This window comes from Cellulosimicrobium sp. SL-1, from assembly GCF_011033075.1.
GTDB classification, from domain to species: Bacteria; Actinomycetota; Actinomycetes; order Actinomycetales; family Cellulomonadaceae; genus Cellulosimicrobium; species Cellulosimicrobium funkei.
Genome location: NZ_JAACJC010000009.1, coordinates 35,874 through 57,815, shown reverse-complemented (window position 1 = coordinate 57,815; position 21,942 = coordinate 35,874). Strand labels below are relative to the sequence as shown.

General features: G+C 75.0%; 19 protein-coding genes and 1 tRNA gene. 16 read left to right on the top strand and 4 right to left on the bottom strand.

The window, feature by feature from the left end; genetic code table 11:
• Positions 1-245 precede the first annotated feature (245 nt).
• A complete protein-coding gene (locus tag GWJ10_RS14620) occupies positions 246-1,442 on the bottom strand; it encodes a HAMP domain-containing sensor histidine kinase (protein WP_163188263.1) in 1,197 nt (398 codons plus the stop codon).
• Positions 1,439-2,245 carry a response regulator transcription factor gene (locus tag GWJ10_RS14615; protein ID WP_228075110.1) on the bottom strand — a complete coding sequence of 269 codons (807 nt, stop codon included), beginning with the start codon at positions 2,243-2,245 and terminating at the stop codon, positions 1,439-1,441. The genes GWJ10_RS14620 and GWJ10_RS14615 overlap by 4 nt, the downstream gene beginning before the upstream one ends.
• 186 nt (positions 2,246-2,431) lie before the next feature.
• Here GWJ10_RS14615 and GWJ10_RS14610 point away from each other — a divergent pair, with 186 nt between their 5' ends.
• The 4 genes from GWJ10_RS14610 (at position 2,432) to GWJ10_RS14595 (ending at position 6,428) form a co-directional block, all read left to right on the top strand.
• Entirely contained in the window at positions 2,432-3,808 is a 1,377-nt protein-coding gene (locus tag GWJ10_RS14610; protein WP_076406106.1) for a hemolysin family protein, read from the top strand.
• On the top strand, positions 3,805-4,848 hold the full coding sequence (locus GWJ10_RS14605; protein WP_034655108.1) for a hemolysin family protein: 1,044 nt from the start codon (positions 3,805-3,807) through the stop codon (positions 4,846-4,848). Before GWJ10_RS14610 ends, GWJ10_RS14605 begins: the two co-directional genes overlap by 4 nt.
• Positions 4,849-5,002: 154 nt before the next feature.
• On the top strand, positions 5,003-5,809 hold the full coding sequence (locus tag GWJ10_RS14600) for a M15 family metallopeptidase (protein ID WP_034655110.1): 807 nt from the start codon (positions 5,003-5,005) through the stop codon (positions 5,807-5,809).
• A 55-nt stretch (positions 5,810-5,864) separates the two neighbouring features.
• Entirely contained in the window at positions 5,865-6,428 is a 564-nt protein-coding gene (locus tag GWJ10_RS14595) for a hypothetical protein (RefSeq protein WP_076405976.1), read from the top strand.
• Between the two features lie 38 nt (positions 6,429-6,466).
• On the opposite strand, the gene GWJ10_RS14590 is transcribed toward GWJ10_RS14595, so the two are convergent.
• Together GWJ10_RS14590 and GWJ10_RS14585 are read right to left on the bottom strand one after the other, a co-directional pair.
• Positions 6,467-7,099 carry a CYTH domain-containing protein gene (locus GWJ10_RS14590; protein ID WP_034655122.1) on the bottom strand — a complete coding sequence of 211 codons (633 nt, stop codon included), beginning with the start codon at positions 7,097-7,099 and terminating at the stop codon, positions 6,467-6,469.
• Positions 7,100-7,210: 111 nt separating this feature from the next.
• Positions 7,211-7,283 (bottom strand) — tRNA-Arg (locus GWJ10_RS14585).
• 227 nt (positions 7,284-7,510) lie between these two features.
• Here GWJ10_RS14585 and argS point away from each other — a divergent pair.
• The 12 genes from argS (at position 7,511) to GWJ10_RS14525 (ending at position 21,755) form a co-directional block, all read left to right on the top strand.
• Positions 7,511-9,196 carry an arginine--tRNA ligase gene (gene argS, locus GWJ10_RS14580; protein ID WP_163188261.1) on the top strand — a complete coding sequence of 562 codons (1,686 nt, stop codon included), beginning with the start codon at positions 7,511-7,513 and terminating at the stop codon, positions 9,194-9,196.
• Positions 9,193-10,581 carry a diaminopimelate decarboxylase gene (gene lysA / locus GWJ10_RS14575; RefSeq protein WP_163188259.1) on the top strand — a complete coding sequence of 463 codons (1,389 nt, stop codon included), beginning with the start codon at positions 9,193-9,195 and terminating at the stop codon, positions 10,579-10,581. Before argS ends, lysA begins: the two co-directional genes overlap by 4 nt.
• A 159-nt stretch (positions 10,582-10,740) precedes the next feature.
• Entirely contained in the window at positions 10,741-12,078 is a 1,338-nt protein-coding gene (locus GWJ10_RS14570; RefSeq protein ID WP_076405982.1) for a homoserine dehydrogenase, read from the top strand.
• Positions 12,078-13,181 (top strand): threonine synthase, encoded by a 1,104-nt coding sequence (thrC, locus tag GWJ10_RS14565; RefSeq protein WP_076405984.1) that lies wholly within the window; start codon positions 12,078-12,080, stop codon positions 13,179-13,181. The genes GWJ10_RS14570 and thrC overlap by 1 nt, the downstream gene beginning before the upstream one ends.
• Positions 13,181-14,110: a homoserine kinase gene (gene thrB / locus GWJ10_RS14560; protein WP_163188257.1), complete on the top strand. Its 930-nt coding sequence runs from the start codon at positions 13,181-13,183 to the stop codon at positions 14,108-14,110. Before thrC ends, thrB begins: the two co-directional genes overlap by 1 nt.
• Positions 14,111-14,359: 249 nt before the next feature.
• The gene (rho, locus tag GWJ10_RS14555; protein ID WP_061268772.1) at positions 14,360-16,480 is read left to right on the top strand and encodes a transcription termination factor Rho; all 2,121 of its coding nucleotides are present in this window, start codon (positions 14,360-14,362) and stop codon (positions 16,478-16,480) included.
• Between the two features lie 164 nt (positions 16,481-16,644).
• Positions 16,645-16,863, top strand: coding sequence for a 50S ribosomal protein L31 (rpmE, locus tag GWJ10_RS14550; protein ID WP_021483241.1), 219 nt, complete (start codon positions 16,645-16,647; stop codon positions 16,861-16,863).
• 202 nt (positions 16,864-17,065) lie between these two features.
• Entirely contained in the window at positions 17,066-18,169 is a 1,104-nt protein-coding gene (gene prfA, locus GWJ10_RS14545; protein WP_061268773.1) for a peptide chain release factor 1, read from the top strand.
• 1 nt (position 18,170) lies between these two features.
• On the top strand, positions 18,171-19,199 hold the full coding sequence (prmC, locus tag GWJ10_RS14540) for a peptide chain release factor N(5)-glutamine methyltransferase (RefSeq protein ID WP_163188255.1): 1,029 nt from the start codon (positions 18,171-18,173) through the stop codon (positions 19,197-19,199).
• Positions 19,196-19,966: an L-threonylcarbamoyladenylate synthase gene (locus GWJ10_RS14535; RefSeq protein ID WP_163188253.1), complete on the top strand. Its 771-nt coding sequence runs from the start codon at positions 19,196-19,198 to the stop codon at positions 19,964-19,966. The genes prmC and GWJ10_RS14535 overlap by 4 nt, the downstream gene beginning before the upstream one ends.
• Positions 19,963-21,219, top strand: a complete 1,257-nt coding sequence (locus tag GWJ10_RS14530; RefSeq protein WP_082774708.1) for an MraY family glycosyltransferase — start codon at positions 19,963-19,965, stop codon at positions 21,217-21,219. The genes GWJ10_RS14535 and GWJ10_RS14530 overlap by 4 nt, the downstream gene beginning before the upstream one ends.
• On the top strand, positions 21,216-21,755 hold the full coding sequence (locus GWJ10_RS14525; RefSeq protein WP_241005830.1) for a hypothetical protein: 540 nt from the start codon (positions 21,216-21,218) through the stop codon (positions 21,753-21,755). Before GWJ10_RS14530 ends, GWJ10_RS14525 begins: the two co-directional genes overlap by 4 nt.
• Positions 21,756-21,942 lie beyond the last annotated feature (187 nt).

Below are 21,942 nucleotides of genomic sequence, written 5' to 3'. Positions count from 1 at the left end.
GTCCGGGTTCCGGACCACTCCAGCCTAGGCCCTCGTCGTCGGCCTCGGGCGTTGGGCCGAGCGTTCCGGCGCGGCCTGTTCGCGGGTTCTTCACGCCGTGTCTGGGCCAGGCAAACGTGACCCCACGCGCACCTCGTCGGAGGGCAAGATCGCGGAATTCCACGCCATCCCGAGGTATCTCTGCGCGGCGGTGTGACGCATCTCACGTCCGAGCGCGGGCGGGTGCGCGCGCTGTCAGGACGGAGTCACCGCACGTCGGGGTGCGCCGGGTACGACGCGTCGCCGTCCTCGGGCGGGAGCGGCGCGGAGCCCGCGTGCGCGGGCAGCGTGACGCGCATCGTCGCCCCCCGGCGCGAGTCCGCGACCTCGATCCGGCCGCCGTGCAGGTCCACCGCCCAGCGCACGATCGCGAGCCCGATCCCCGTGCCGCCCGTCGACCCGCCCGTCGTCGTGTGCGCGCCCGTCGCGCTGGCCCGGGCGAAGCGCTCGAAGATCCGCTCGCGGTCCTCCTTGGCGATCCCGGGGCCCTCGTCGACGACCTCCAGCACGACGTCGCCGTCCACCGGGTACGCCTCGAGCCGGATCTCCCCGCCCTGCGGCGAGTGCCGGATCGCGTTCTGCAGGAGGTTGGTCACGACCTGGTGCAGCCGCTCGCGGTCCGCCTCGAGCACGAGGTCCGGGGGCGTGACGTCCACGACGTAGCGCAGCTGCTTGCCCGCCTCGACCATCGACACGGCCTCGGCGTTCTCCTCGAGGAAGTCGCCGACGTCGATCTGGGTGATGTTGAGCGCCGCCGCGCCCGCCTCGATGCGCGACAGGTCCAGGAGGTACGCGACGAGCCGCGTGAGGCGCTCGGTCTGCGCGAGCGACATCTCCATCGTCGCGGGCGTCGGGGGCGTCACCCCGTCCACGACGTTCTCGAGCTGGGCCTGGAGCGCCGCGATCGGCGTGCGCAGCTCGTGCGAGACGTTCGCGATGAGCTCCCGGCGCACCTGGTCGCTCGTCGCGAGGTCCTCCGCCATGACGTTGAACGCCACCGCGAGCTGGCCCACCTCGTCGCGGCTCGTGGCGCGCACGCGCCGCGTGTAGTCGCCGTCGGCCATCGCCCGGGCGGCGGCGGTCATCTCCCGCAGGGGCGACGTCATGCCGCGCGCGAGGAGCTGCGTGAGCAGCAGCGACAGCACGATCGCGAGCGGGAACGTGCGCGACGGCCCGAGCTGGTTCTGCAGCCCGATCCACGTGATGAGGACGGCGAGCGTCACCGTCGCGGCGACCAGCACGCCGAGCTTGATCTTCAGCGAGCGGAACGAGTCGAGCGGCCGGACGTCCGGGAGGTGCGGGCGGATCGTGTGGGCCCGGTGCGGTCCCGGCCGCGCCGGGCCGGGAGCCTGCGCCTGTCCCGGGTCCGTGCCGCCGGCGGGGTCGGCGGGGGAGGAGGTCATCCGGCGGGCGGCTCGAACGCGTAACCGACGCCGTGGACCGTGCGGATGAGGTCCGCACCGAGCTTGCGGCGCAGCGCCTTGATGTGGGAGTCGACGGTGCGCGTCCCGCTGGCGTCGGCCCAGTCCCACACCTCGGCGAGCAGTCGCTCGCGCGTGAGGACCGTCTTCGGCGAGCTCGCGAGCATGACGAGCAGCTCGAACTCGGTGGGCGTGAGGTGGACCTCCTCGCCCGCGCGGTAGACGCGGCGCTGGGCCTTGTCGATCGTCACGTCGCCCACCGTCATGGGCGGGTCGCTCGGGGCGGAGCTCGCGGCCTGCGTGGCGCGGTCGACGCGCCGCAGCAGCGCCTTGATGCGCGCGACGAGCTCGCGCATGGAGAACGGCTTGGTCATGTAGTCGTCCGCGCCGACGCCGAGCCCGATGAGCATGTCGGTCTCGTCGTCGCGCGCGGTGAGCATGAGGATCGGGACGGGCTGCTCCGCCTGGATGCGGCGCGTGACCTCGAGACCGTCGATGCCGGGGAGCATGACGTCGAGGACGATCGCGTCCGGGCGCAGGCGCGCCGCGGCGTCGACGGCGGACAGGCCGTCGCGCGCGACCTCGACGCGCCAGCCCTCCGCGCTCAGCCGCTGCGCGATGGCGGTCGCGATCGCGGGCTCGTCCTCGACGACGAGGACCGTGGCCGCCTGCTGCGGGGTGCCGCCGCCGGCCACCGGGGCGGTCGTGGGCACGGGCCCGCGGCCGGGGACGGGACCGGCCCCCGCGCCGGTCGGTGCTGCGCTCGCTGCCCTCGGATCTGCCATGGGATACAGCGTGGCACACGTCGGCCCAGGTCGGCCGGATTTCGTCGCCGTCCGGCCACCAGGTCGCACGGCGGGGCGGCCCCTCCTGGGCGCCGCCGAGCCGTCCCTCCCGGGCGCCGGGCGAGGGGCGAGCGCTAACATCGTCGGCACGATGAAGAGCACCTCCCGATATCGGTGGAGCACTCCGTGGTAGGCGACTGGGTCATGGTCGCGCTCGGGGTGCTCCTCACCGCAGGTACCGCCGTCTTCGTGGCCAGCGAGTTCTCCCTGGTCACCCTCGACCCCGCCGTCCTCCCCGCCGGGGACGACGCCGACCAGGAGGGCGACAGACGCGGCTCCCCGCCGTCGGGCGGGACGGGCGGCCCCGACCGCCGCGACCGCAGCGTCCGGGCCGGGCTCAAGCACCTGTCGACCGAGCTCTCCTCGGCGCAGGTCGGCATCACCCTCACGACCATCCTCCTCGGGTACACCGCGCAGCCCGCGCTCCTCGCGCTCTTCGGGGACGCCCTGAGCTCGACGCCGCTCGGCCACGCGGCCTCCGCGGTCCTCGCGGGCGTGCTCGCGCTGCTCGTCGTGAACTTCGTCTCGATGCTCTTCGGCGAGCTCATCCCCAAGAACTTCGCGCTCAGCGCGCCCTACGCGACCGCGCGGCAGGTCGTGCCCGTGCAGCGGCAGTTCACCAAGCTGTTCCGGCCGGTCATCGCCGTGCTCAACGGCTCGGCGAACGCGATCCTGCGCCGCGTCGGCGTCGAGCCGCGCGAGGAGCTGTCGGGCGCCCGATCGGCGTCCGAGCTCGCCGCCCTCGTGCGCCGCTCCGCGCAGGAGGGCACGCTCGACGTCTCCGTCGCGACCCTCCTCACCAACTCGATCGAGCTCGACGAGCTGAGCGCCGTCGACGTCATGACCGACCGCATGCGCATGGTCGTCGTGGACCGGGACGCGACCGCCGCGGACGTCGTCGACGCCGCCCGGCGCACGGGGCACTCGCGGTTCCCCGTCATCGGCGAGGACCGCGACGACGTCGTCGGCCTCGTCCACCTGCGCCGCGCCGTCGCCGTCCCCTACGAGCGGCGCCACGAGGTGCCGGCGGCGGCCCTCATGGCCGACGCCCCGCGCGTGCCCGAGACGGTGCGGCTCGGCCCGCTCCTCGTCGAGCTCCGCGGCTTCGGCCTCCAGATGGCGGTCGTGGTCGACGAGTACGGCGGCACCTCGGGCGTCGTCACGCTCGAGGACGTCGTCGAGGAGCTCGTGGGCGACGTCGCGGACGAGCACGACCCCCGGCGCTCCGGCGCGGCCCGCCGTGCGGACGGCTCGTGGCTCGTGCCCGGCGTCATGCGGCCCGACGAGCTCACGGAGGTCACGGGGCTGCGCGTCCCCGAGGACGGCGCCTACGAGACGCTCGGCGGCCTCGTCATGGCCCGCCTCGGCCGCGTCCCCGAGCCCGGCGACGAGATCGCCGCGGGCGAGGGACGGTACCGCGTGGTGCTGCGCGTGGAGGCGATGGAGGGGCGGCGCGTCGAGCGGCTCTCGGTCCGCGCGACACCGACGGAGGGGGACGCATGAGCTCGACCACCGCGCTCCTCGTCGCGCTCCTCCTGCTCGCCGGCAACGCGTTCTTCGTCGGCGCCGAGTTCGCGGTGATCTCCGCGCGCCGCTCGGCGATCGAGCCGCTCGCCGCGCAGGGCAACCGCCGCGCCCAGACGGTCCTGTGGGCGATGGAGCACGTGTCGCTCATGCTCGCGTGCGCCCAGCTCGGCGTGACCGTCTGCTCCACGGGTCTCGGCGTCGTCGCGGAGCCGGCCATCGCGCACCTCATCGAGGACCCGCTGCACGCGCTCGGCGTGAGCACCGCGCTCGCGCACCCGATCGCGTTCGTCGTGGCGCTCGCGATCGTCGTCTACCTGCACGTGGTGCTGGGCGAGATGGTCCCGAAGAACCTCGCGGTCTCCGGGCCGGAGACGGCCGTCATGTGGTTCGGTCCGCCGCTCGTGTGGATCGGGCGCGTGCTGCGCCCCGTCATCGTCGCGCTCAACTGGCTCGCGAACCACGCGGTGCGCGCCACGGGCGTCGAGCCGAAGGACGAGGTGGCGTCGGCGTTCACCGCCGAGGAGGTGCAGTCCATCGTCGAGCACTCCCAGGCCGAGGGCGTGCTGCGCGACGAGCAGGGGCTGCTGTCCGGGGCCATCGAGTTCTCCGAGCGCACCGCGCAGGACGTCATGGTCCCGGTCGCGGACCTCGTCACCGTGACCGAGGGCTGCACGCCCGACGAGGTCGAGCGCCTGGTCGCCAAGACCGGCTTCTCGCGGTTCGCCGTCGCGGACGTCACGGGCGACCTCGTGGGCTACCTGCACGTCAAGGACGTGCTCTACGCGGACGAGACGACGCGCGAGGCCCCGGTCCCGTCGTGGCGCGTGCGGGCGCTCGCGGCCGCCGCGCCCGACGACGAGGTGGAGGACGCGCTGCGCGCCATGCAGCGCTCGGGGGCGCACCTGGCGCGCGTCGACGGTCCCGAGGGCGGGGGCGCGCTCGGGGTGGTCTTCCTCGAGGACATCCTCGAGGAGCTCGTCGGCGAGGTGCGCGACGCGATGCAGCGTCGGCCGTAGGCCGGCGGCCCGGTCGGCGCGAGGTCCCCGAAGGTGCTCCGCCGAGGCTCTGAGCAGGGGACTTGGCATCGCCGGAGCCCTTCGTTACTGTTCCGTGATTGATCGGTCATCGGTGGCTCGGAGCCACCCCGACGACGTGAGAGGCAGGTGGCGGGTGGAGTCGCAGCACGGCGCACCCGCCCTCGACTCACGACGGGCCCGGCGCGAGGCGGAGCAGGGCTCCCGGCGTCGCCGCCCCCAGGCACAGGTCTCCAGCCAGCACCGCTGGGTTCCGCGCGTCGCCGTCCTCGGGACGCTCGCCGCCGCGACCATCGCGATGCCGCTCTCCGCGGGCGCCGACGACGCGCTCGGCAGCGGGTCGCCCTTCGAGCCGGAGACCCGCCCCGTCGGCCCGAGCGCGCTCGACCTCGCGACCGCCGCCGCGACCGCACCCGCCGTCTCCCCGAGCGTCGCCGCCGCGCCCCGCGTCGAGGTGCGCCGCGAGGCGGCCTCCCGCTCCGCCGCCCGCGACCCGCTGCCGGGCTGCGACCCGACCGTCCGGCCCGAGGGCACGAACGGCAACCTCGACGAGCACGCCCTGTGCGAGCTGTGGCAGGCGGACGAGCACCTGCGACCCGACGCGGCCGTCGCGCTCTCCGCGATGAACGAGGCCTTCCGGGCCACCTTCGGCCGGGACCTCTGCCTCGTGTCGTCGTACCGCACGCTCTCGACGCAGGTCTCGCTCAAGTCCTCCCGCGGCGCCTTCGCGGCGCCCCCCGGCTGGTCCATGCACGGGTGGGGGCTCGCGATCGACCTCTGCTCCGTGGAGACCGGCTCGCGCGAGGTCTACGCGTGGATCAACCAGAACGGCGCCACGTACGGCTGGGCGAACCCGGCGTGGGCCAAGCGCGGCGGCAGCGGCGCCTACGAGCCCTGGCACTTCGAGTTCGTCCAGGGCGTCGAGGAGATCCAGAACTCCTGACGCGCCCCCGGCCGGTCGCCCCGCGCGCGGCCGCCCCGCGCCGTATCGTCGGACCGTGGCCGACCTGCTCCTCGCCGCGGTCGTCCTGCGCCGTCCCGAGCACGCGCTCGCCGCGCAGGTGCTGAGCCTCGCCGTGGGCGGCCTCGTCCGCGTGGAGCCGACGGCGCCCGGCGAGCCTCCCGTCCTCGTCCTCCTCGACGCGTCGCGTGCCTCCGAGCGCGAGCACCTCGCGCTGTCGACCCTCTTCGGCGGGACGGCGGGCGAGGGCGCGCGCGTCGCGCTCGACCCGGCCGACGACGCCCTGCGCCACCGGGTGCACGACGCCGCGCGCCAGGTCGTGCGCAGCGCCCGCCACGACGGCTACCTGGAGGCGGGGCGGTCGCGCCGGCTCACGGAGAAGGGCGACGCGGTGCGGGCCGACCTCGTCGCGCTGGAGGACGCCGTCGAGCGCGAGGTCGCGGAGGCGCGCGCGCACGACCGGGCGCGCGAGCACGTGTCGCCCGGCGCGCTGCCGTGGGCGGTCTTGTTCGGGCACGAGCCCGGGTGGGTGCCGGTCGACGGGCGCACGGTCCGGTTCGACGTCGCCGCGGTGTGCGCCGCGGCGGACGCGCTGCGCTGACCCGAGGGCCCGCGGCCGGGCGCGTGCCCGCGCGGTGCCTACGGGCCGGAGAGCCGCTCGTTGCGGCCGAAGTCCTGGAGGAACCGCGGGCCGGACGCGGCGAGCTCGGCCTCGAACTCCTCGCGCCACGCGCCGTAGGGGCGGCCCGCGAGCGCGTCGTTGGAGAACCGGGGGTCGTCCGTGAGCTCGGTGACGCAGAACGCGGGGATCTGCAGGTCCGTGACGGGACCGGTCCGCTCGCACTCCGCGACGACGAGGGGGTGGTTCGCCCCGCCGAACACGTCGACGACCCAGCCGTCGGCCCCGACCCACACGGAGTAGCGGGTCTTGACGACGCGCGCACCGCCGCGGCGGATCATCTGGACGCCCACCGCCACGTCGACCTCGCGCTCCGCCTCGTAGCGCGTGCCGCCGGCCATCGGACCCTTGACGGTGAGCGTGCACAGGTCGACGGCGGGGGCGTAGCGGTCGAGGAGCCGGACCGGGTCGGTCGTGGCGTCCATCGTCGCGTCGACCGTGGGCACCTTGGCGCGCAGCCGCAGCGCGTAGCCCTCGTCGGCCAGGTAGTAGCTCTGCACGATGAGCGCGGGCGCGTCGCGCAGGTCCTCGGGCAGCTCGCGCACGAGGAACCGGCGCTCGAACTCGAAGTCCCCGTAGCCGCCGTCGGTCATGGCCCCACCGTAGCGGGAGCGCGCGGGTCGTGGCGGACCTCGCGCAGCGGGCCCGGAGACGGCGCGAGCCCGGCCGCGCGAGGCGGGCCGGGCTCGTCGGAGCGGATCGGGTGCCCTCGATAGGATTCGAACCTACGACCTTCTGCTCCGGAGGCAGACGCTCTATCCACTGAGCTACGAGGGCGAGCGCCGACGGTGACCGCCGACGCGATGCACGAGACTACCAGCCCGCAGGGGGTGCGCGGACCCGGCGCGGCCGGCTGCCGACCGGGTGCGCCGACCGGGTGCACTGCCCCGGCGTTCCGGCTTGGCGCGGAGACGCGGGGGAGCGGGCCCGGCCGCCGGTGCGGCGGGGCGGGCGGCGGCGAAATGGCGCGACGGACGACCCCCGCGCCTCGGTAGAATCGCCCGGTGACCCCCGACGAGCTCTCCGAAGCGCTGAGCGCTGCCCTGGCCGCCGCCGTCGCCGACGGCACCCTCGCCCTGGACCCGACCGCGGTCCCCGAGCGCGTCCACGTGGAGCGACCCCGCCAGCGCGAGCACGGCGACTGGGCCACGAACGTCGCGCTGCAGCTCGCGAAGAAGGCGGGCACGACGCCGCGCGCGCTCGCCGAGGACCTAGCGCGCCGCCTCGCCGCGCACCTGGGCATCCGGGCCGTGGACGTCGCCGGCCCCGGCTTCCTCAACATCTCGCTCGACGCGGCCGCCGCGGGCGAGCTCGCGCGCACGATCGTCGAGGCCGGCCCGGCGTACGGGCGCGGCGACTCCGAGGCGGGCAAGAAGGTCAACCTCGAGTTCGTCTCCGCGAACCCGACCGGGCCCATCCACATCGGCGGCGTCCGCTGGGCCGCCGTCGGCGACTCGCTCGCGCGCGTGCTCGAGGCGAGCGGCGCGGACGTGACGCGGGAGTACTACTTCAACGACCACGGCGCCCAGATCGACCGCTTCGCGCGCTCGCTGCTCGCGCGCTCGCGCGGCCTGGAGGCGCCGGAGGACGGGTACGGCGGCGAGTACGTCACCGAGATCGCCGACGCGGTCGTCGCCGACGCCGTCGCCGCGGGCGACCCCGACCCGCGCACGCTCCCGGACGCCGAGGCGCAGGAGGTCTTCCGCGCGCGCGGCGTCGAGCGCATGTTCGGCGAGATCAAGGCGTCGCTGCACGACTTCGGCGTCGACTTCGACGTCTACTTCCACGAGGACTCGCTGCACGAGTCGGGCGCCGTCGAGCGCGCCGTCGAGCGCCTGCGCGCGTCCGGCCACATGTTCGAGAAGGACGGCGCGACCTGGCTGCGCACGACCGACTTCGGCGACGACAAGGACCGCGTCGTCATCAAGTCCGACGGCGAGGCGGCCTACATCGCGGGCGACATCGCCTACTACCTCGACAAGCGCGAGCGCGGCTTCGACGAGGTCATCATCATGCTCGGCGCCGACCACCACGGGTACGTCGGCCGCATGATGGCGGTCTGCGCGGCCTTCGGCGACACCCCGGGGAAGAACCTGCAGCTCCTCATCGGGCAGATGGTCAACCTCGTCAAGGACGGCCAGCCCGTGCGCATGTCGAAGCGCGCCGGGACGGTCGTGACGCTGGAGGACCTGGTGGACGCCGTCGGGGTCGACGCCGCGCGCTACTCGCTCGCGCGCTCGTCCGCGGACCAGAACATCGACCTCGACCTCGACCTGCTCGCGCGGGCGACGAACGAGAACCCCGTCTACTACGTGCAGTACGCGCACTCGCGCACCGCGGCGGTGGACCGCAACGCGGCCGACCGCGGCGTCGCGCGGGCCGACGGGTTCGAGCCCGCGCTGCTCGACCACCCGAGCGAGGCGGCGCTCGTCGGGCGTCTCACCGAGTTCCCGCGCATCGTCGCCCAGGCGGCCGAGCTGCGCGAGCCGCACCGCGTCGCGCGCTACCTCGAGGCCCTGGCCGGCGACTACCACACGTGGTACCAGCAGAAGTCGCAGCGCGTGCTGCCGTACCCGGACGAGGAGGTCACGGACACGCACCGCACGCGCCTGTGGCTCAACGACGCGGTGCGCCAGGTTCTCGCCAACGGCCTGGGGCTGCTCGGCGTGAGCGCGCCGGAGCGCATGTGAGCACGGGCCTGCCGGGACACCCCGGCGAGCCGTGGTCGCGCGGCGTGCGGCGCCGGGACGACGGCGTGGTCGAGGTCGCGGGCGTCGACGTCCACGACCTCGTGGCGGAGCACGGGACGCCCGCGTACGTGCTCGACGAGGCGGACTTCCGCGCCCGGGCGCGCGCGTACCGGACGGCGTTCGAGACGGCGTTCCGCGCCGTCGGGTCGGACGTCGACGTGTACTACGCGGGCAAGGCGCTGCTCACCGTGGCCGTCGCGCGCTGGGCGCGCGAGGAGGGCCTGCGCGTCGACACCGCGAGCGGGGGAGAGCTCGCCGTCGCGCTGCGCGCCGGCGTCCCCGGCGCGGAGATCGGCCTGCACGGCAACAACAAGTCCGACGCCGAGATCGGCCGGGCGCTCGACGAGGGCGTGGGCCGGATCATCGTCGACTCGCTCGTCGAGGTCGAGCGCGTCGCGCGGCTCGCGGGCGAGCGCGGCGTGGTCGCGCCCGTCATGGTCCGCGTGACGACGGGCGTCCACGCGGGCGGGCACGAGTACATCTCGACCGCGCACGAGGACCAGAAGTTCGGGCTGTCGATCGCGGCGCCGCGCCCCGCGGACGGCGGCGCGGCCGGCGACTCCCCGGCGATGACGGCGCTGCTCGACGTCGTCGCCCGCCCCGAGCTGCACCTGCTCGGGATCCACTCGCACATCGGGTCCCAGATCCTCGACCCCTCGGGCTTCGAGGTCGCGGCGCGCGCCGTGCTGGAGCTGCGGGCGCGGCTCGCGGCCCGCTCCGGCGTCCTCGTCGACGAGGTCGACATCGGCGGTGGCTACGGCATCGCGTACCTCCCGGGCGACGTCGCGCTCGACCCGGAGCGCGTCGCGAAGGACGTCGCGCGCGCGGTCGAGGCGGTGGCCGCGGAGCTCGGCACGCCGCTGCCGCGGTTCTCGATCGAGCCGGGGCGCGCGATCGTCGGGCCGGCCGGCCTCACGCTCTACACGGTCGGCACGGTGAAGCCCGTGGCCCTCGACGACGGGCGCGTGCGCACGTACGTGTCGGTGGACGGCGGCATGAGCGACAACATCCGTCCCGCGCTCTACGCGGCGCAGTACCACGCCGAGGTCGTCGGCCGGGCGTCCGAGGCCGGGCCCGTGCTCGCGCGCGTCGTGGGCAAGCACTGCGAGAGCGGCGACATCGTCGTCCACGAGGTGCAGCTCCCCGGGGACGTGCGCGCGGGCGACCTGCTCGCGGTGCCCGCCACGGGGGCCTACGGCCGCTCGATGGCGTCGAACTACAACCTGCTGACGCGTCCTCCCGTGGTCGCCGTGCACGACGGCGCGAGCCGCGTGCTCGTGCGGCGCGAGACCGTCGAGGACCTGCTGGCGCTCGACGAGGGCTGACCCGACGGCGCGTCCACAGGTCGGCATCCGACCTGTGGGCACGCCCGGGGCGGGCGCGCGCGTCGCCGTATCCTGTGCCTGCGGCTCCCGAGCCACCCGGGCACGACCCGGGCCGCGCCCGGCGCCGCACCCGTCCTGACCACCCGAGGAAGGTCCGTCGTGCCGTCTGCCGCCGAGTCCCACCCGCCCCTGCGCGTCGCCCTGCTGGGGTGCGGCGTCGTCGGCACCCAGGTCGCGCGGCTGCTCACGGAGCAGGCCGACGACCTCGCGTCCCGGGTCGGTGCGCCCCTGGAGCTCGTCGGGATCGCGGTTCGCGACGCGTCCGCCCCACGCGACGCCGCGGTGGACCGGTCGCTGCTCACGGAGGACGCGGCGAGCCTCGTCGAGCGCGCGGACATCGTCGTCGAGGTGATGGGCGGCACCGAGCCCGCGAGGTCGCTGCTGCTGCGCGCGATCGAGGCGGGCGCCGCCGTCGTGACGGCGAACAAGGCCCTCCTCGCCGAGGACGGCCCCACGCTCTACAAGGCGGCCGACGCCGCCGGGGTGGACATCTACTTCGAGGCCGCCGTCGCGGGCGCCATCCCCATCGTGCGCCCGGTGCGCGAGTCGCTCGCGGGCGACCGCGTGCGCCGCGTGCTCGGCATCGTCAACGGGACGACCAACTACGTGCTCGACCAGATGGCCACGACGGGCCGGGGCCTCGACGAGGCCGTCCGGGAGGCCCAGGTCCTCGGCTACGCGGAGGCCGACCCGACGGCCGACGTCGAGGGGTACGACGCCGCGGCGAAGGCGGCGATCCTCGCGAGCCTCGCGTTCCACACGCGCGTGTCGCTCGACGACGTCGCGCGCGAGGGCATCCTCGCCGTCACGGCAGACGACGTCGCGTGGGCCGCGCAGACGGGCCACGTCATCAAGCTGCTCGCCATCGCCGAGCGGCGCGACGGCGGCGCGACCGGGGAGGCGGGCGTGTCCGTGCGCGTGCACCCGGCGCTCGTGCCGACCTCGCACCCGCTCGCGAACGTGCGCGGCTCGTTCAACGCCGTGTTCGTCGAGGCCGAGTCCGCGGGCGAGCTCATGTTCTACGGGCGCGGCGCGGGCGGCGCCCCGACGGCGTCCGCCGTCCTGGGCGACGTCGTCTCCGCCGCCCGCCACCGCGTGCTCGGGGGCAAGGGGCCGCAGGAGTCCACGTACGCCGAGCTCCCGATCCTCCCGGCGAGCGCCGCGGTCACGCGCTACCAGGTGCGGCTCGACGTCGAGGACCGCCCCGGCGTGCTCGCGCAGGTCGCGCACGCGCTCGCCGAGCACGGCGTGTCCATCGAGGCGGTCCGCCAGCCGACGGCGCGCGGCGCTGCCGACGTCGCCGAGCCCGGCGTCGCGGAGCTCCTCATCACCACGCACGCGGCGCCCGAGTCGGCGCTGTCGGCCACCGTCGCGGCGGTCGCCGAGCTCGAGCCCGTCCGCACGATCACGTCCGTCCTGAGAGTCGAGGGAGCCTGATGGCCCACCAGTGGAGAGGCATCATCTCCGAGTACCGCGACCGGCTGCCGGCGCACGTCGCCGAGCGGATCGTCACGCTCGGCGAGGGCGGCACGCCGCTCGTCGAGGCGCCGGCGCTCTCCGCGCGCACGGGCGCGCAGGTGTTCGTCAAGGTCGAGGGCATGAACCCCACGGGGTCGTTCAAGGACCGCGGTATGACGACGGCGATCTCGGCGGCCGCGGGGCGCGGCGCGCAGGCGGTCGTGTGCGCGTCCACGGGCAACACGTCGGCGTCGGCGGCCGCCTACGCGGTGCGCGCGGGGATGACGTGCGCGGTGCTCGTCCCGGACGGCAAGATCGCGATGGGCAAGCTGAGCCAGGCGATCGCGCACGGCGCGCGGCTGCTCCAGGTCGACGGCAACTTCGACGACTGCCTCGTCGCGGCGCGCAAGCTCGCCGAGGCGTACCCGGTCGAGCTCGTGAACTCGGTCAACCCCGACCGCATCGAGGGCCAGAAGACGGGCGCGTTCGAGATCGTCGACGCGCTCGGCGACGCCCCGGACATCCACGCGCTGCCCGTCGGCAACGCGGGGAACATCACCGCGTACTGGAAGGGCTTCCGCGAGTACGCGGGCCAGGGCGCTGCCGGGCACGCGGGGGAGGGCCTGCCGGCCGTCGCGACGCGCACGCCGCAGATGTGGGGCTTCCAGGCGGCGGGCGCCGCGCCGATCGTCGCGGGCCACCCGATCACGGAGCCCGAGACCGTCGCGACCGCCATCCGCATCGGCAACCCCGCGTCGTGGGAGCTCGCCGAGGCCGCGCGCGACGAGTCGGGCGGCGTCATCGAGGCCGTCTCCGACGAGCAGATCCTTGCGGCGCACCGCGTGCTGTCGAGCGAGGTCGGCGTGTTCGTCGAGCCCGCGTCGGCCGCCGGCGTCGCCGGGATCCTCGCGCGCGCCGAGCGCGGGCTCGTGCCCGCGGGCGCGCGGATCGTCGTCACGGTCACCGGTCACGGGCTCAAGGACCCGCAGTGGGCGCTGCGCACGCTCGACGGCACCGAGGTCGAGCCGACGCGCGTGACCGCCGACGTCGTGTCCATCGCCGACGCCCTCGGGCTCGACTGATGCAGCTCGGCGCGGACCACGTACGGGTGCGCGTCCCCGCGACGAGCGCGAACCTCGGCCCCGGCTTCGACGCGCTGGGCCTCGCGCTCGCGCTGCACGACGTGCTCGAGGTGCGCGCGCTCGCGAGCGACGACGTCGTGGTCGACGTCGAGGGCGAGGGCGCCGGAGAGGTGCCCGGCGACGAGTCCCACCTGGTGGTGCGGGCCCTGCGGGCCGCGCTCGACGTGGCGGGTGCGCCGCAGACGGGCCTGCACCTGACGTGCGTCAACCGCGTCCCGCACGGGCGGGGCCTCGGCTCGTCCGCCGCGGCCGTCGTCGCGGGCATCGTGGCGGCGCGCGCGCTCGTCGCCGACCCGTCGGTCCTCGACGACGACGTCGCGCTCGGCCTCGCGACCGCGATCGAGGGCCACCCGGACAACGCGGCGCCCGCGCTGCTCGGCGGCGCGACCGTCGCGTGGGAGAGCGGGACGCCCGGGGCCGGGGCGCGTGCCGTCCGGCTCGACGTGCATCCCGACCTGCGGGCGACGGTGCTGGTCCCCTCGGCGCGGCTCGCGACGAGCCGCGCGCGCGGGGTGCTCCCGGCGCACGTGCCGCACGCCGACGCGGCGTTCAACGCGGGTCGGTCCGCCCTGCTGGTCGAGGCGCTCACGCGACGCCCCGACCTGCTCCTCGACGCGACCGACGACCGGCTCCACCAGGGGTACCGTGCCGGCGTCATGCCGACGACGTCCGAGCTCGTCCGCGCGCTGCGGGCACGGGGGCTCGCGGCGACGGTGTCGGGTGCCGGCCCCACGGTCCTCGTCCTGGCTGCGGCGGAGCACCTCGACGAGGTCGCGGGCGTCGCGGAGGAGCTCGTCGGGGGGAGCGCGGACTGGTCGGTACGCCGCCTCGACGTCGACACGCGCGGGGTCGTCGCCGAACGGCTCTGACCGCTGTCCTGCCGGTGCTAGGATGGTTTCAGCCTTCGGTCACGCTCTCGCATCAGCAGTCGAGCGTTCTCCAGCGCGGAAGTGCCGCGACAGAGCCCGTCCGAGAGAAGGCAATCCAGCCCGCGTCAGATGACGTCGTCGTACCACTGACGCGTGGTGACACCTGCGCACCGGCCGTCACGGCCGGGCGTCGACCACCCGCGGTCCGCCCTCTGAGAGACGGACGCAAACGAGGGGGAAGGGTCCTTCGTGACAGACACCATCGACACCGCCACGAGCAGCGCGACCGCTGCCGGCGGTACCGCCCGGAACGGCGCGCTCTCCACCCTGCGCCTCCCGGAGCTGCAGGCGCTCGCCTCGCAGCTCGGGGTCAAGGGCACGTCCAAGATGCGCAAGGGCGATCTCGTGGACGTCATCCGCGCCCGCACGGGCGAGCAGGGCGCCTCCGAGCGCCCCGCCGCGTCGCGGCGCGACACGGACGCGGCGCCCGCCGCGTCGCGTGAGACGACCGAGGCGCCCGTCGCCTCGGGGCGCGGCCGCAGCCGTCGCGCCGAGCGGCCCGCGGCGAGCCCCGCGGCCGGCACCGACTCCCCGGCGACGCGTCAGGACGCGCCGTCGGCCGCGAGCCGCGAGGAGCGCACCGCCGCTCCCGTGCTCGACCTCCCGGTGCGCGCCGACGAGCAGCGCACGGAGCAGCGCGGCGAGCGCCGCGACGGCCGCCGCGACGCGCGCTCGGAGGCGGCGGCCGCGGTCGCCGAGGCCCTCGGCGAGGGCGTGCGCACGCGCGACACCTCGAACGAGTCGCCCGACGAGCGTGCTGCGCGCGCCGCGGCCGCCGTCGGCCTGGTCACGGGCGAGCGCGGCTCGCGTCGTGCGGGCCGCGGTGCCGGTGCCCCGCGCACGGGCGAGGGCGACGGCGACGCGCCGCGCGCCGACCGCCAGCGCGACGGGCAGGGCGGCGAGCGCCAGCGCGAGCAGCAGCCGGAGAAGCAGTCCGGCCAGCAGTCCGGCCAACAGGGCCGGGGCGAGCGTCAGGGCGACCGCCGTGACGACCGCCAGCTCCTGGACGACGAGCGCGGCGGGCGCCGCCGTCGGGGCCGCGACCGTGGTCGCGACCGCGACCGCAAGCGTGGCCGCAACCGCCAGGGACCGGACCTCTCGGGCCTCGACGACATCGAGGTCAACGAGGACGACGTCCTGCTCCCCGTCGCGGGCATCCTTGACATCCTCGACAACTACGCGTTCGTCCGCACCAGCGGCTACCTGCCGGGCAACAACGACGTCTACGTGTCGCTCGGCCAGGTGAAGAAGGCCGGGCTGCGCCGCGGCGACGCCGTGACGGGCGCCGTACGCCAGCCGCGCGAGGGCGAGAACCAGGGCAACACCGCGCGCCAGAAGTTCAACGCGCTCGTCCGCCTGGACACGGTCAACGGCATGTCGCCCGAGGAGGCGCGCGAGCGTCCGGAGTTCAACCGGCTCACGCCGCTGTACCCGCAGGAGCGCCTGCGCCTCGAGAACTCCGAGGCCACGCGCCTCACGCCGCGCGTCATCGACATCGTCGCGCCGATCGGCAAGGGCCAGCGCGGTCTCATCGTCGCGCCGCCCAAGGCCGGCAAGACGATCATCATGCAGCAGATCGCCAACGCGATCGCCGCGAACAACCCCGAGGTCCACCTCATGGTGGTGCTCGTGGACGAGCGGCCCGAAGAGGTGACCGACATGGAGCGGACGGTCCGCGGCGAGGTCATCGCCTCGACGTTCGACCGCCCTGCGTCGGACCACACGATCGTCGCCGAGCTCGCGATCGAGCGCGCGAAGCGCCTGGTCGAGCTCGGTCAGGACGTCGTGGTGCTCCTCGACTCGCTCACCCGCCTGTCGCGCGCGTACAACCTCGCGGCGCCGGCCTCGGGCCGCATCCTGTCCGGTGGTGTGGACGCGTCCGCGCTCTACCCGCCGAAGCGGTTCTTCGGCGCGGCGCGCAACATCGAGAACGGCGGCTCCCTGACGATCCTCGCCTCGGCGCTCGTGGAGACGGGCTCGAAGATGGACGAGGTCATCTTCGAGGAGTTCAAGGGCACGGGGAACATGGAGCTCCGCCTGTCCCGCAACCTCGCGGACAAGCGCATCTTCCCGGCCGTGGACGTCAACGCGTCCGGCACGCGCCGCGAGGAGATCCTCATGTCGCAGGACGAGCTGAAGATCATCTACAAGCTCCGCCGCGTCATGGGCGCCCTCGACCAGCAGCAGGCGATCGAGCTGCTGCTCGGCCAGCTCAAGAAGACGCAGACGAACGTCGAGTTCCTGCTGCACGTCCAGAAGACGACGCCCGGCGGGCTGGCCGACGACGACAACGTCGGCCGCACGATCTGACGCGTCGCCCGGTCGCCGACGGCGGGTGGCCCCGGGAAGTTCTCGGGGCCCCCGCGCGTTCTGGCACAATGGTTCGTCGGCCTGCGCTCGTCAGGCCGCCTGTCGCCGGTTCACAGGTGCGGTAGCCGCACCTGACCCGGAGACGTCACCCCAAGGAGAAAACCGTGAAGTCTGGTATCCACCCCGAGTACGTCGTCACCGAGGTGACGTGCACCTGCGGGAACACGTTCGTGACGCGCAGCACCGAGGCGTCGGGCAAGATCAGCTCCGACGTCTGCAGCGCCTGCCACCCGTTCTACACGGGCAAGCAGAAGATCCTCGACACCGGTGGCCGCGTGGCCCGCTTCCAGGCGCGCTACGGCAAGAAGGACGCCGACAAGTAGCAGCACCGCAGCGCCGGTGGTCCGAGCCCGACAACCTCTCCAGGGGCAGTCGGTGCGCTCGGACCACCGGCGCTGTCGCGTTGTCGGGGGTCGGCCGGAGCGCCGGACCCGGTGACGCGCCCGCGTCCGACCGCACGCCCGGCGCCCGCGCGCCGCGCCGCGACCGCCGTCCCGCACCGCCGTACCGCCCGAGGAGCCGTCCGTGACCGAGTCGTTCGCCGCCGTCGTGCCGTTGCTGGCCGAGCACGCCGAGATCGAGGCGCAGCTCGCCGACCCGGCCGTCCACGCCGACGCGGGCCGCGCCCGCACGCTCGGGCGGCGCTACGCCGAGCTGAACCAGGTCGTGGGCGCGTACCGCGCGTGGCGCGAGGCGAGCGACGACGCCGAGGCCGCGGCCGAGCTCGCCGCGCTGGGCGGCGACGACGGCGACGCGTTCGCCGCCGAGCTCCCGGGCCTGCGCGCCACCGAGGAGGAGGCGCGCGAGCGCCTGCGCCGCGTGCTCGTCCCGCGCGACCCCGACGACGGCCGCGACGTCATCCTCGAGATCAAGGCGGGCGAGGGCGGCGAGGAGTCGGCGCTGTTCGCGGGCGACCTGCTGCGCATGTACCTGCGGTACGCCGAGCGCCGCGGCTGGAAGACGGAGGTCCTCGAGTCGACCGAGTCCGACCTCGGCGGCTACAAGGACGTCCAGGTCGCGGTGAAGGCGCGCAGCACGCCGTCCGACCCGGCCGAGGGCGTCTGGGCCAACCTCAAGTACGAGGGCGGCGTGCACCGCGTCCAGCGCGTGCCCGTGACGGAGTCGCAGGGCCGCATCCACACGTCTGCCGCCGGGGTCCTCGTGTTCCCCGAGGTCGAGGACGCGGGCGAGGTCGAGATCGACCCGAACGACCTGCGCATCGACGTCTACCGCTCGTCGGGCCCGGGCGGGCAGTCGGTCAACACGACCGACTCGGCGGTGCGGATCACGCACCTGCCGACGGGGATCGTCGTGTCGATGCAGAACGAGAAGTCGCAGCTCCAGAACCGGGAGCAGGCGATGCGCGTGCTGCGCGCGCGCCTGCTCGCCGCGCAGCAGGAGGCGGCCGCCGCGGAGGCGGCGGACCTGCGCCGCTCCCAGGTGCGGACGGTCGACCGCTCCGAGCGCATCCGCACGTACAACTTCCCGGAGAACCGCATCGCGGACCACCGCACCGGGTACAAGGCGTACAACCTCGACCAGGTGCTCGACGGCGACCTCGACCCCGTCGTGCGCTCGGCGGTGGAGGCGGACGAGGCGGCCCGGCTCGCCGCCGCGGGCGAGGCCTGAGATGGGCGACGCGCGCACCGAGCCGTCCGTGGCCGCCGCGGCGGGGGTCCCCGCCGCGCTCACCGTGGACGACCTGCGGCGCGCCGTGCGGGCCGCCGAGAGGATCCTCGCCGAGGCCGGCGTCCCGTCCGCGCGCCACGACGCGGAGGCCCTCGCGGCCTGGAGCCTCGGCCTGCCGCGCCTCGAGTGGTACCGGCTCCCCGCGGGCGACGCCCCGCTCGCCCCCGCGCTGCCGGCGGGCGCGACCGACGGCTTCCTCGCCGACTACGCGGACGCGGTGGAGCGCCGACGGGGCCGCGAGCCGCTCCAGCGCATCGTCGGGCACACGGTGTTCCGGCACGTCACGGTCGAGGTGCTCGACGACGTCTTCGTACCCCGCCCGGAGACGGAGACGGTCGCGCAGGTCGCGATCGACGAGGCGGCACGGCTCCTCGGCGACCCGGGGCTCGCGGACCGGCCGCCGCTCGTCGTGGACCTGTGCTGCGGGTCGGGCGTCATCGGCATCAGCGTCGACGTCGAGGTGCCGGGCTCGCGGGTCGTCGCGGTCGACCTCTCGCCCGACGCCGTCCGCGCGACGACGGCGAACGCCGCGCGCGTAGGGTCCGGCACCCAGCGGACGCTCGTCGGCGACGTGGGCGACCCGGCCCTGCTCGCGGAGCTCGACGGGACGGTCGACGTCGTCGTGTCGAACCCGCCGTACATCCCGCCGGACGCGGTGCCGGTCGACCCCGAGGTCCGCGACCACGACCCCGACCTCGCGCTCTACGGGCGCGGCGCCGACGGGCTGGAAGTGCCGCGCGCCGTCGTGCGCGCCGCCGTGCGCCTGCTGCGGCCCGGCGGCCTGTTCGTCATGGAGCACGCGGAGGTGCAGGCCGCCGACGTGCGCGCGGCCGCCCGCGCCGCGGACGCGTTCGTCGAGGTGCGCACCCTGACGGACCTCACGGGCCGCGACCGCATGGTCGTGGCACGACGAGCCGGTGCGGCCGGTGACCCGGGGTCGCCGCACGGGCGTGGAAGGATGGACCCGTGAGCTCCGTCCACCCCGTGACCGACCCGAACACCTGGGGCGCCGGCATCGACGAGGCGGTCAACGCGATCGCTCGCGGTGGCCTCGTCGTGCTGCCCACCGACACCGTCTACGGCATCGGCGCCGACGCGTTCGACGCCGAGGCGGTGTCCGCGCTGCTCGCCGCGAAGGGCCGCGGCCGGCACATGCCGCCCCCGGTCCTCGTCCCCGACGCGCGCACGCTCGACGGCCTCGCCACCGACGTGCCCGACGACGCCCGCCGTCTCGTCGAGGCGTTCTGGCCCGGCGGGTTCACGATCATCCTGCAGGCCCAGCCGTCGCTCGCGTGGGACCTCGGCGAGACGCACGGCACGGTCGCGCTGCGCATGCCCGACCACCCGGCCGCGCTCGCGCTCCTGCGCCGCACCGGGCCCCTCGCCGTGTCGTCCGCGAACGCGACGGGCCGCCCCGCGGCGCTGCACGTCGACGACGCGCGCGAGCAGCTCGGCAGCGCCGTCGGCGTCTACCTCGACGGCGGGACGGCGCCCGGGGAAGTGGCGTCCACGATCGTCGACGCGACGTCCGGCGCGCTGCGCGTCGTGCGGCAGGGGGCCGTGACGCTCGAGCAGCTGCGCGAGGTCGCGCCCGTCCTCGGCCCCGACGACGAGCCCGCGCCGGAAGCCGCCCCGGAGGCGCCGGAGACGGCGCCCGCCGAGGCGGCGAGCTCCACAGCGCCCGCCGCGACCCGAGGCTCCGGCGACGCCGGGGAGCCGGAGGCGAACGGCGGGTGAGGGTCTACCTGCTCGTGATGCTCGTCGCCGCCGCGGTGACGTTCCTCGCGACACCCTTCGCGCGCTGGGTCGCGCTGCGCACGGGCGCCATCACGGCGGTGCGCGACCGCGACGTCCACACCATCCCCACCCCCCGGCTCGGCGGTCTCGCGATGCTGCTCGGGCTGGTCGTGGCGGTCGTGTTCGCGTCGCAGATGCCCTTCCTCGAGAGCGTGTTCGTCGGCGAGGTCGCGGGACGGATGGTCGCCGACGCCCGGATCTGGGGGATCGTCGGTGCCGCGGCGATCGTCTGCCTGCTCGGCATCGCCGACGACATCTGGGACCTCGACTGGATGACCAAGCTCGCGGGCCAGGTGCTCGCGGCGGGCCTCATGGCGAGCCAGGGCGTCGTGCTGTTCACGCTGCCCATCCCCATCGGAGAGCAGCAGCTCATCTGGTCCTCGCGCCTCCAGCTCGTCGCCACGATCCTCGTGGTCGTGGTGGCCATGAACGCCGTGAACTTCGTGGACGGCCTCGACGGCCTCGCGGCCGGCCTCGTCGCGATCGGCGGCGCCGCGTTCTTCCTGTACTCGTACGTGCTCACCCAGAAGGCGAGCGCCGACGACTACTCGAGCCTCGCGACCCTCGTCATCGCCGCCCTCGTCGGCATCTGCGTCGGGTTCTTGCCGCACAACTTCCATCCAGCCAGGATCTTCATGGGGGACTCGGGCTCGATGGTCCTCGGCCTCGTGTTCTCCGCCGCGGCCATCGTCGTGACGGGCCGGGTCGACACGACCACCCTCTCCGGGGCGCAGCAGATCCCGGCGTTCATCCCGCTCCTCCTGCCGCTCGCGGTGATCCTCCTGCCGCTGCTCGACATGGCCATGGCGGTCGTGCGCCGCGTCGCGCGCGGCAAGTCCCCGTTCCACCCGGACCGCATGCACCTGCACCACCGGATGCTCGCGATCGGGCACTCGCACCGGCGCGCCGTGCTCATCCTCTACGTGTGGACGGCCGTGTTCGCGTTTGCCGCCGTCGCGCTGGTCCAGTGGCACTGGCACGGCGTCGCCGCAGGGCTCACGGCGGCCGTCGTCGCCGCGGCGCTCCTCACGCTCGGACCGCTGCGCACGCGCGGGCGCTTCCTCGACGACGACGCCGCCGCGGCGGTCGACGTCCCGCCGGTGCTCGCGCCCCCCACCTCCTCCGCGCCCGGGTCCAGCGACCCGGCCGCGTCGTCCGCCGTCCCCACCCCGCCGAAGGAAGCCCTGAGATGACGACGAGCCAGCCCGAGCCCGCCCGCCCGGACCACGGACCGGACGCCAGGCCGGAGGGCGCGACGGAAGACAGGTCGGGCAGCGCGGCGACCGAGGGCGCCGTCGAGCAGACGATCGGCGCGCACGGCCGCGCCGTGCGTGCGGTGTTCCGCACCGCCCTGCGCGACGTGCTGGTGCTGCTCGGCGCGCTGACCGTGCTCGGCGTCGCCGTCGGTGCGCTCGTCGCGGGGCTGCCGGGCGTCTGGGGCGCGCTCCTGGGCGTGGGCGTCGCCCTGATCTTCTCCGCGACCACGGTCTGGACGATGCTGCGCACCGTCGACTCCAGCCCGACGACGACGGCCGCGGTCGTCATGGCGAGCTGGCTCGGCAAGATGGTGGTGCTCATCGCCGTCCTCGTCGTGCTGCGTGGCATGGACTTCTACGACCGGTGGGTGTTCGCCGGGGTGCTGCTCGTCGGCGTGATCGGCTCCGCCGCGCTCGACTACCGGGCCGTGAGCAGGGGACGGATCCCGTACGTCGACCCCGCGGCGCGCTGACGTACCACCGGCGCGCCGCCGACGTACCACGGGGCCGCCGCGCGGGGGGAGGGACCCTCGTCCCGCAGCATGAGCAAAATGTCACAAGCGGCCGGGAACGGCGAGAGCACGCGGATCCATACGTTAGGCTACTGGCGAATCCATGACGGCCAGGTCCGACGGCGTGCCCACCCACGGGTGACGGCTG

Coding starts and splice junctions, on each gene's coding strand:
- GWJ10_RS14620 (WP_163188263.1), bottom strand. CDS start 1,442: ATGACCTCCTCCCCCGCCGACCCCGCCGGCGGCACGGACCCGGGACAG.
- GWJ10_RS14615 (WP_228075110.1), bottom strand. CDS start 2,245: ATGGCAGATCCGAGGGCAGCGAGCGCAGCACCGACCGGCGCGGGGGCC.
- GWJ10_RS14605 (WP_034655108.1), top strand. CDS start 3,805: ATGAGCTCGACCACCGCGCTCCTCGTCGCGCTCCTCCTGCTCGCCGGC.
- GWJ10_RS14590 (WP_034655122.1), bottom strand. CDS start 7,099: ATGACCGACGGCGGCTACGGGGACTTCGAGTTCGAGCGCCGGTTCCTC.
- thrC (WP_076405984.1), top strand. CDS start 12,078: ATGGCCCACCAGTGGAGAGGCATCATCTCCGAGTACCGCGACCGGCTG.
- thrB (WP_163188257.1), top strand. CDS start 13,181: ATGCAGCTCGGCGCGGACCACGTACGGGTGCGCGTCCCCGCGACGAGC.
- prmC (WP_163188255.1), top strand. CDS start 18,171: ATGGGCGACGCGCGCACCGAGCCGTCCGTGGCCGCCGCGGCGGGGGTC.
- GWJ10_RS14525 (WP_241005830.1), top strand. CDS start 21,216: ATGACGACGAGCCAGCCCGAGCCCGCCCGCCCGGACCACGGACCGGAC.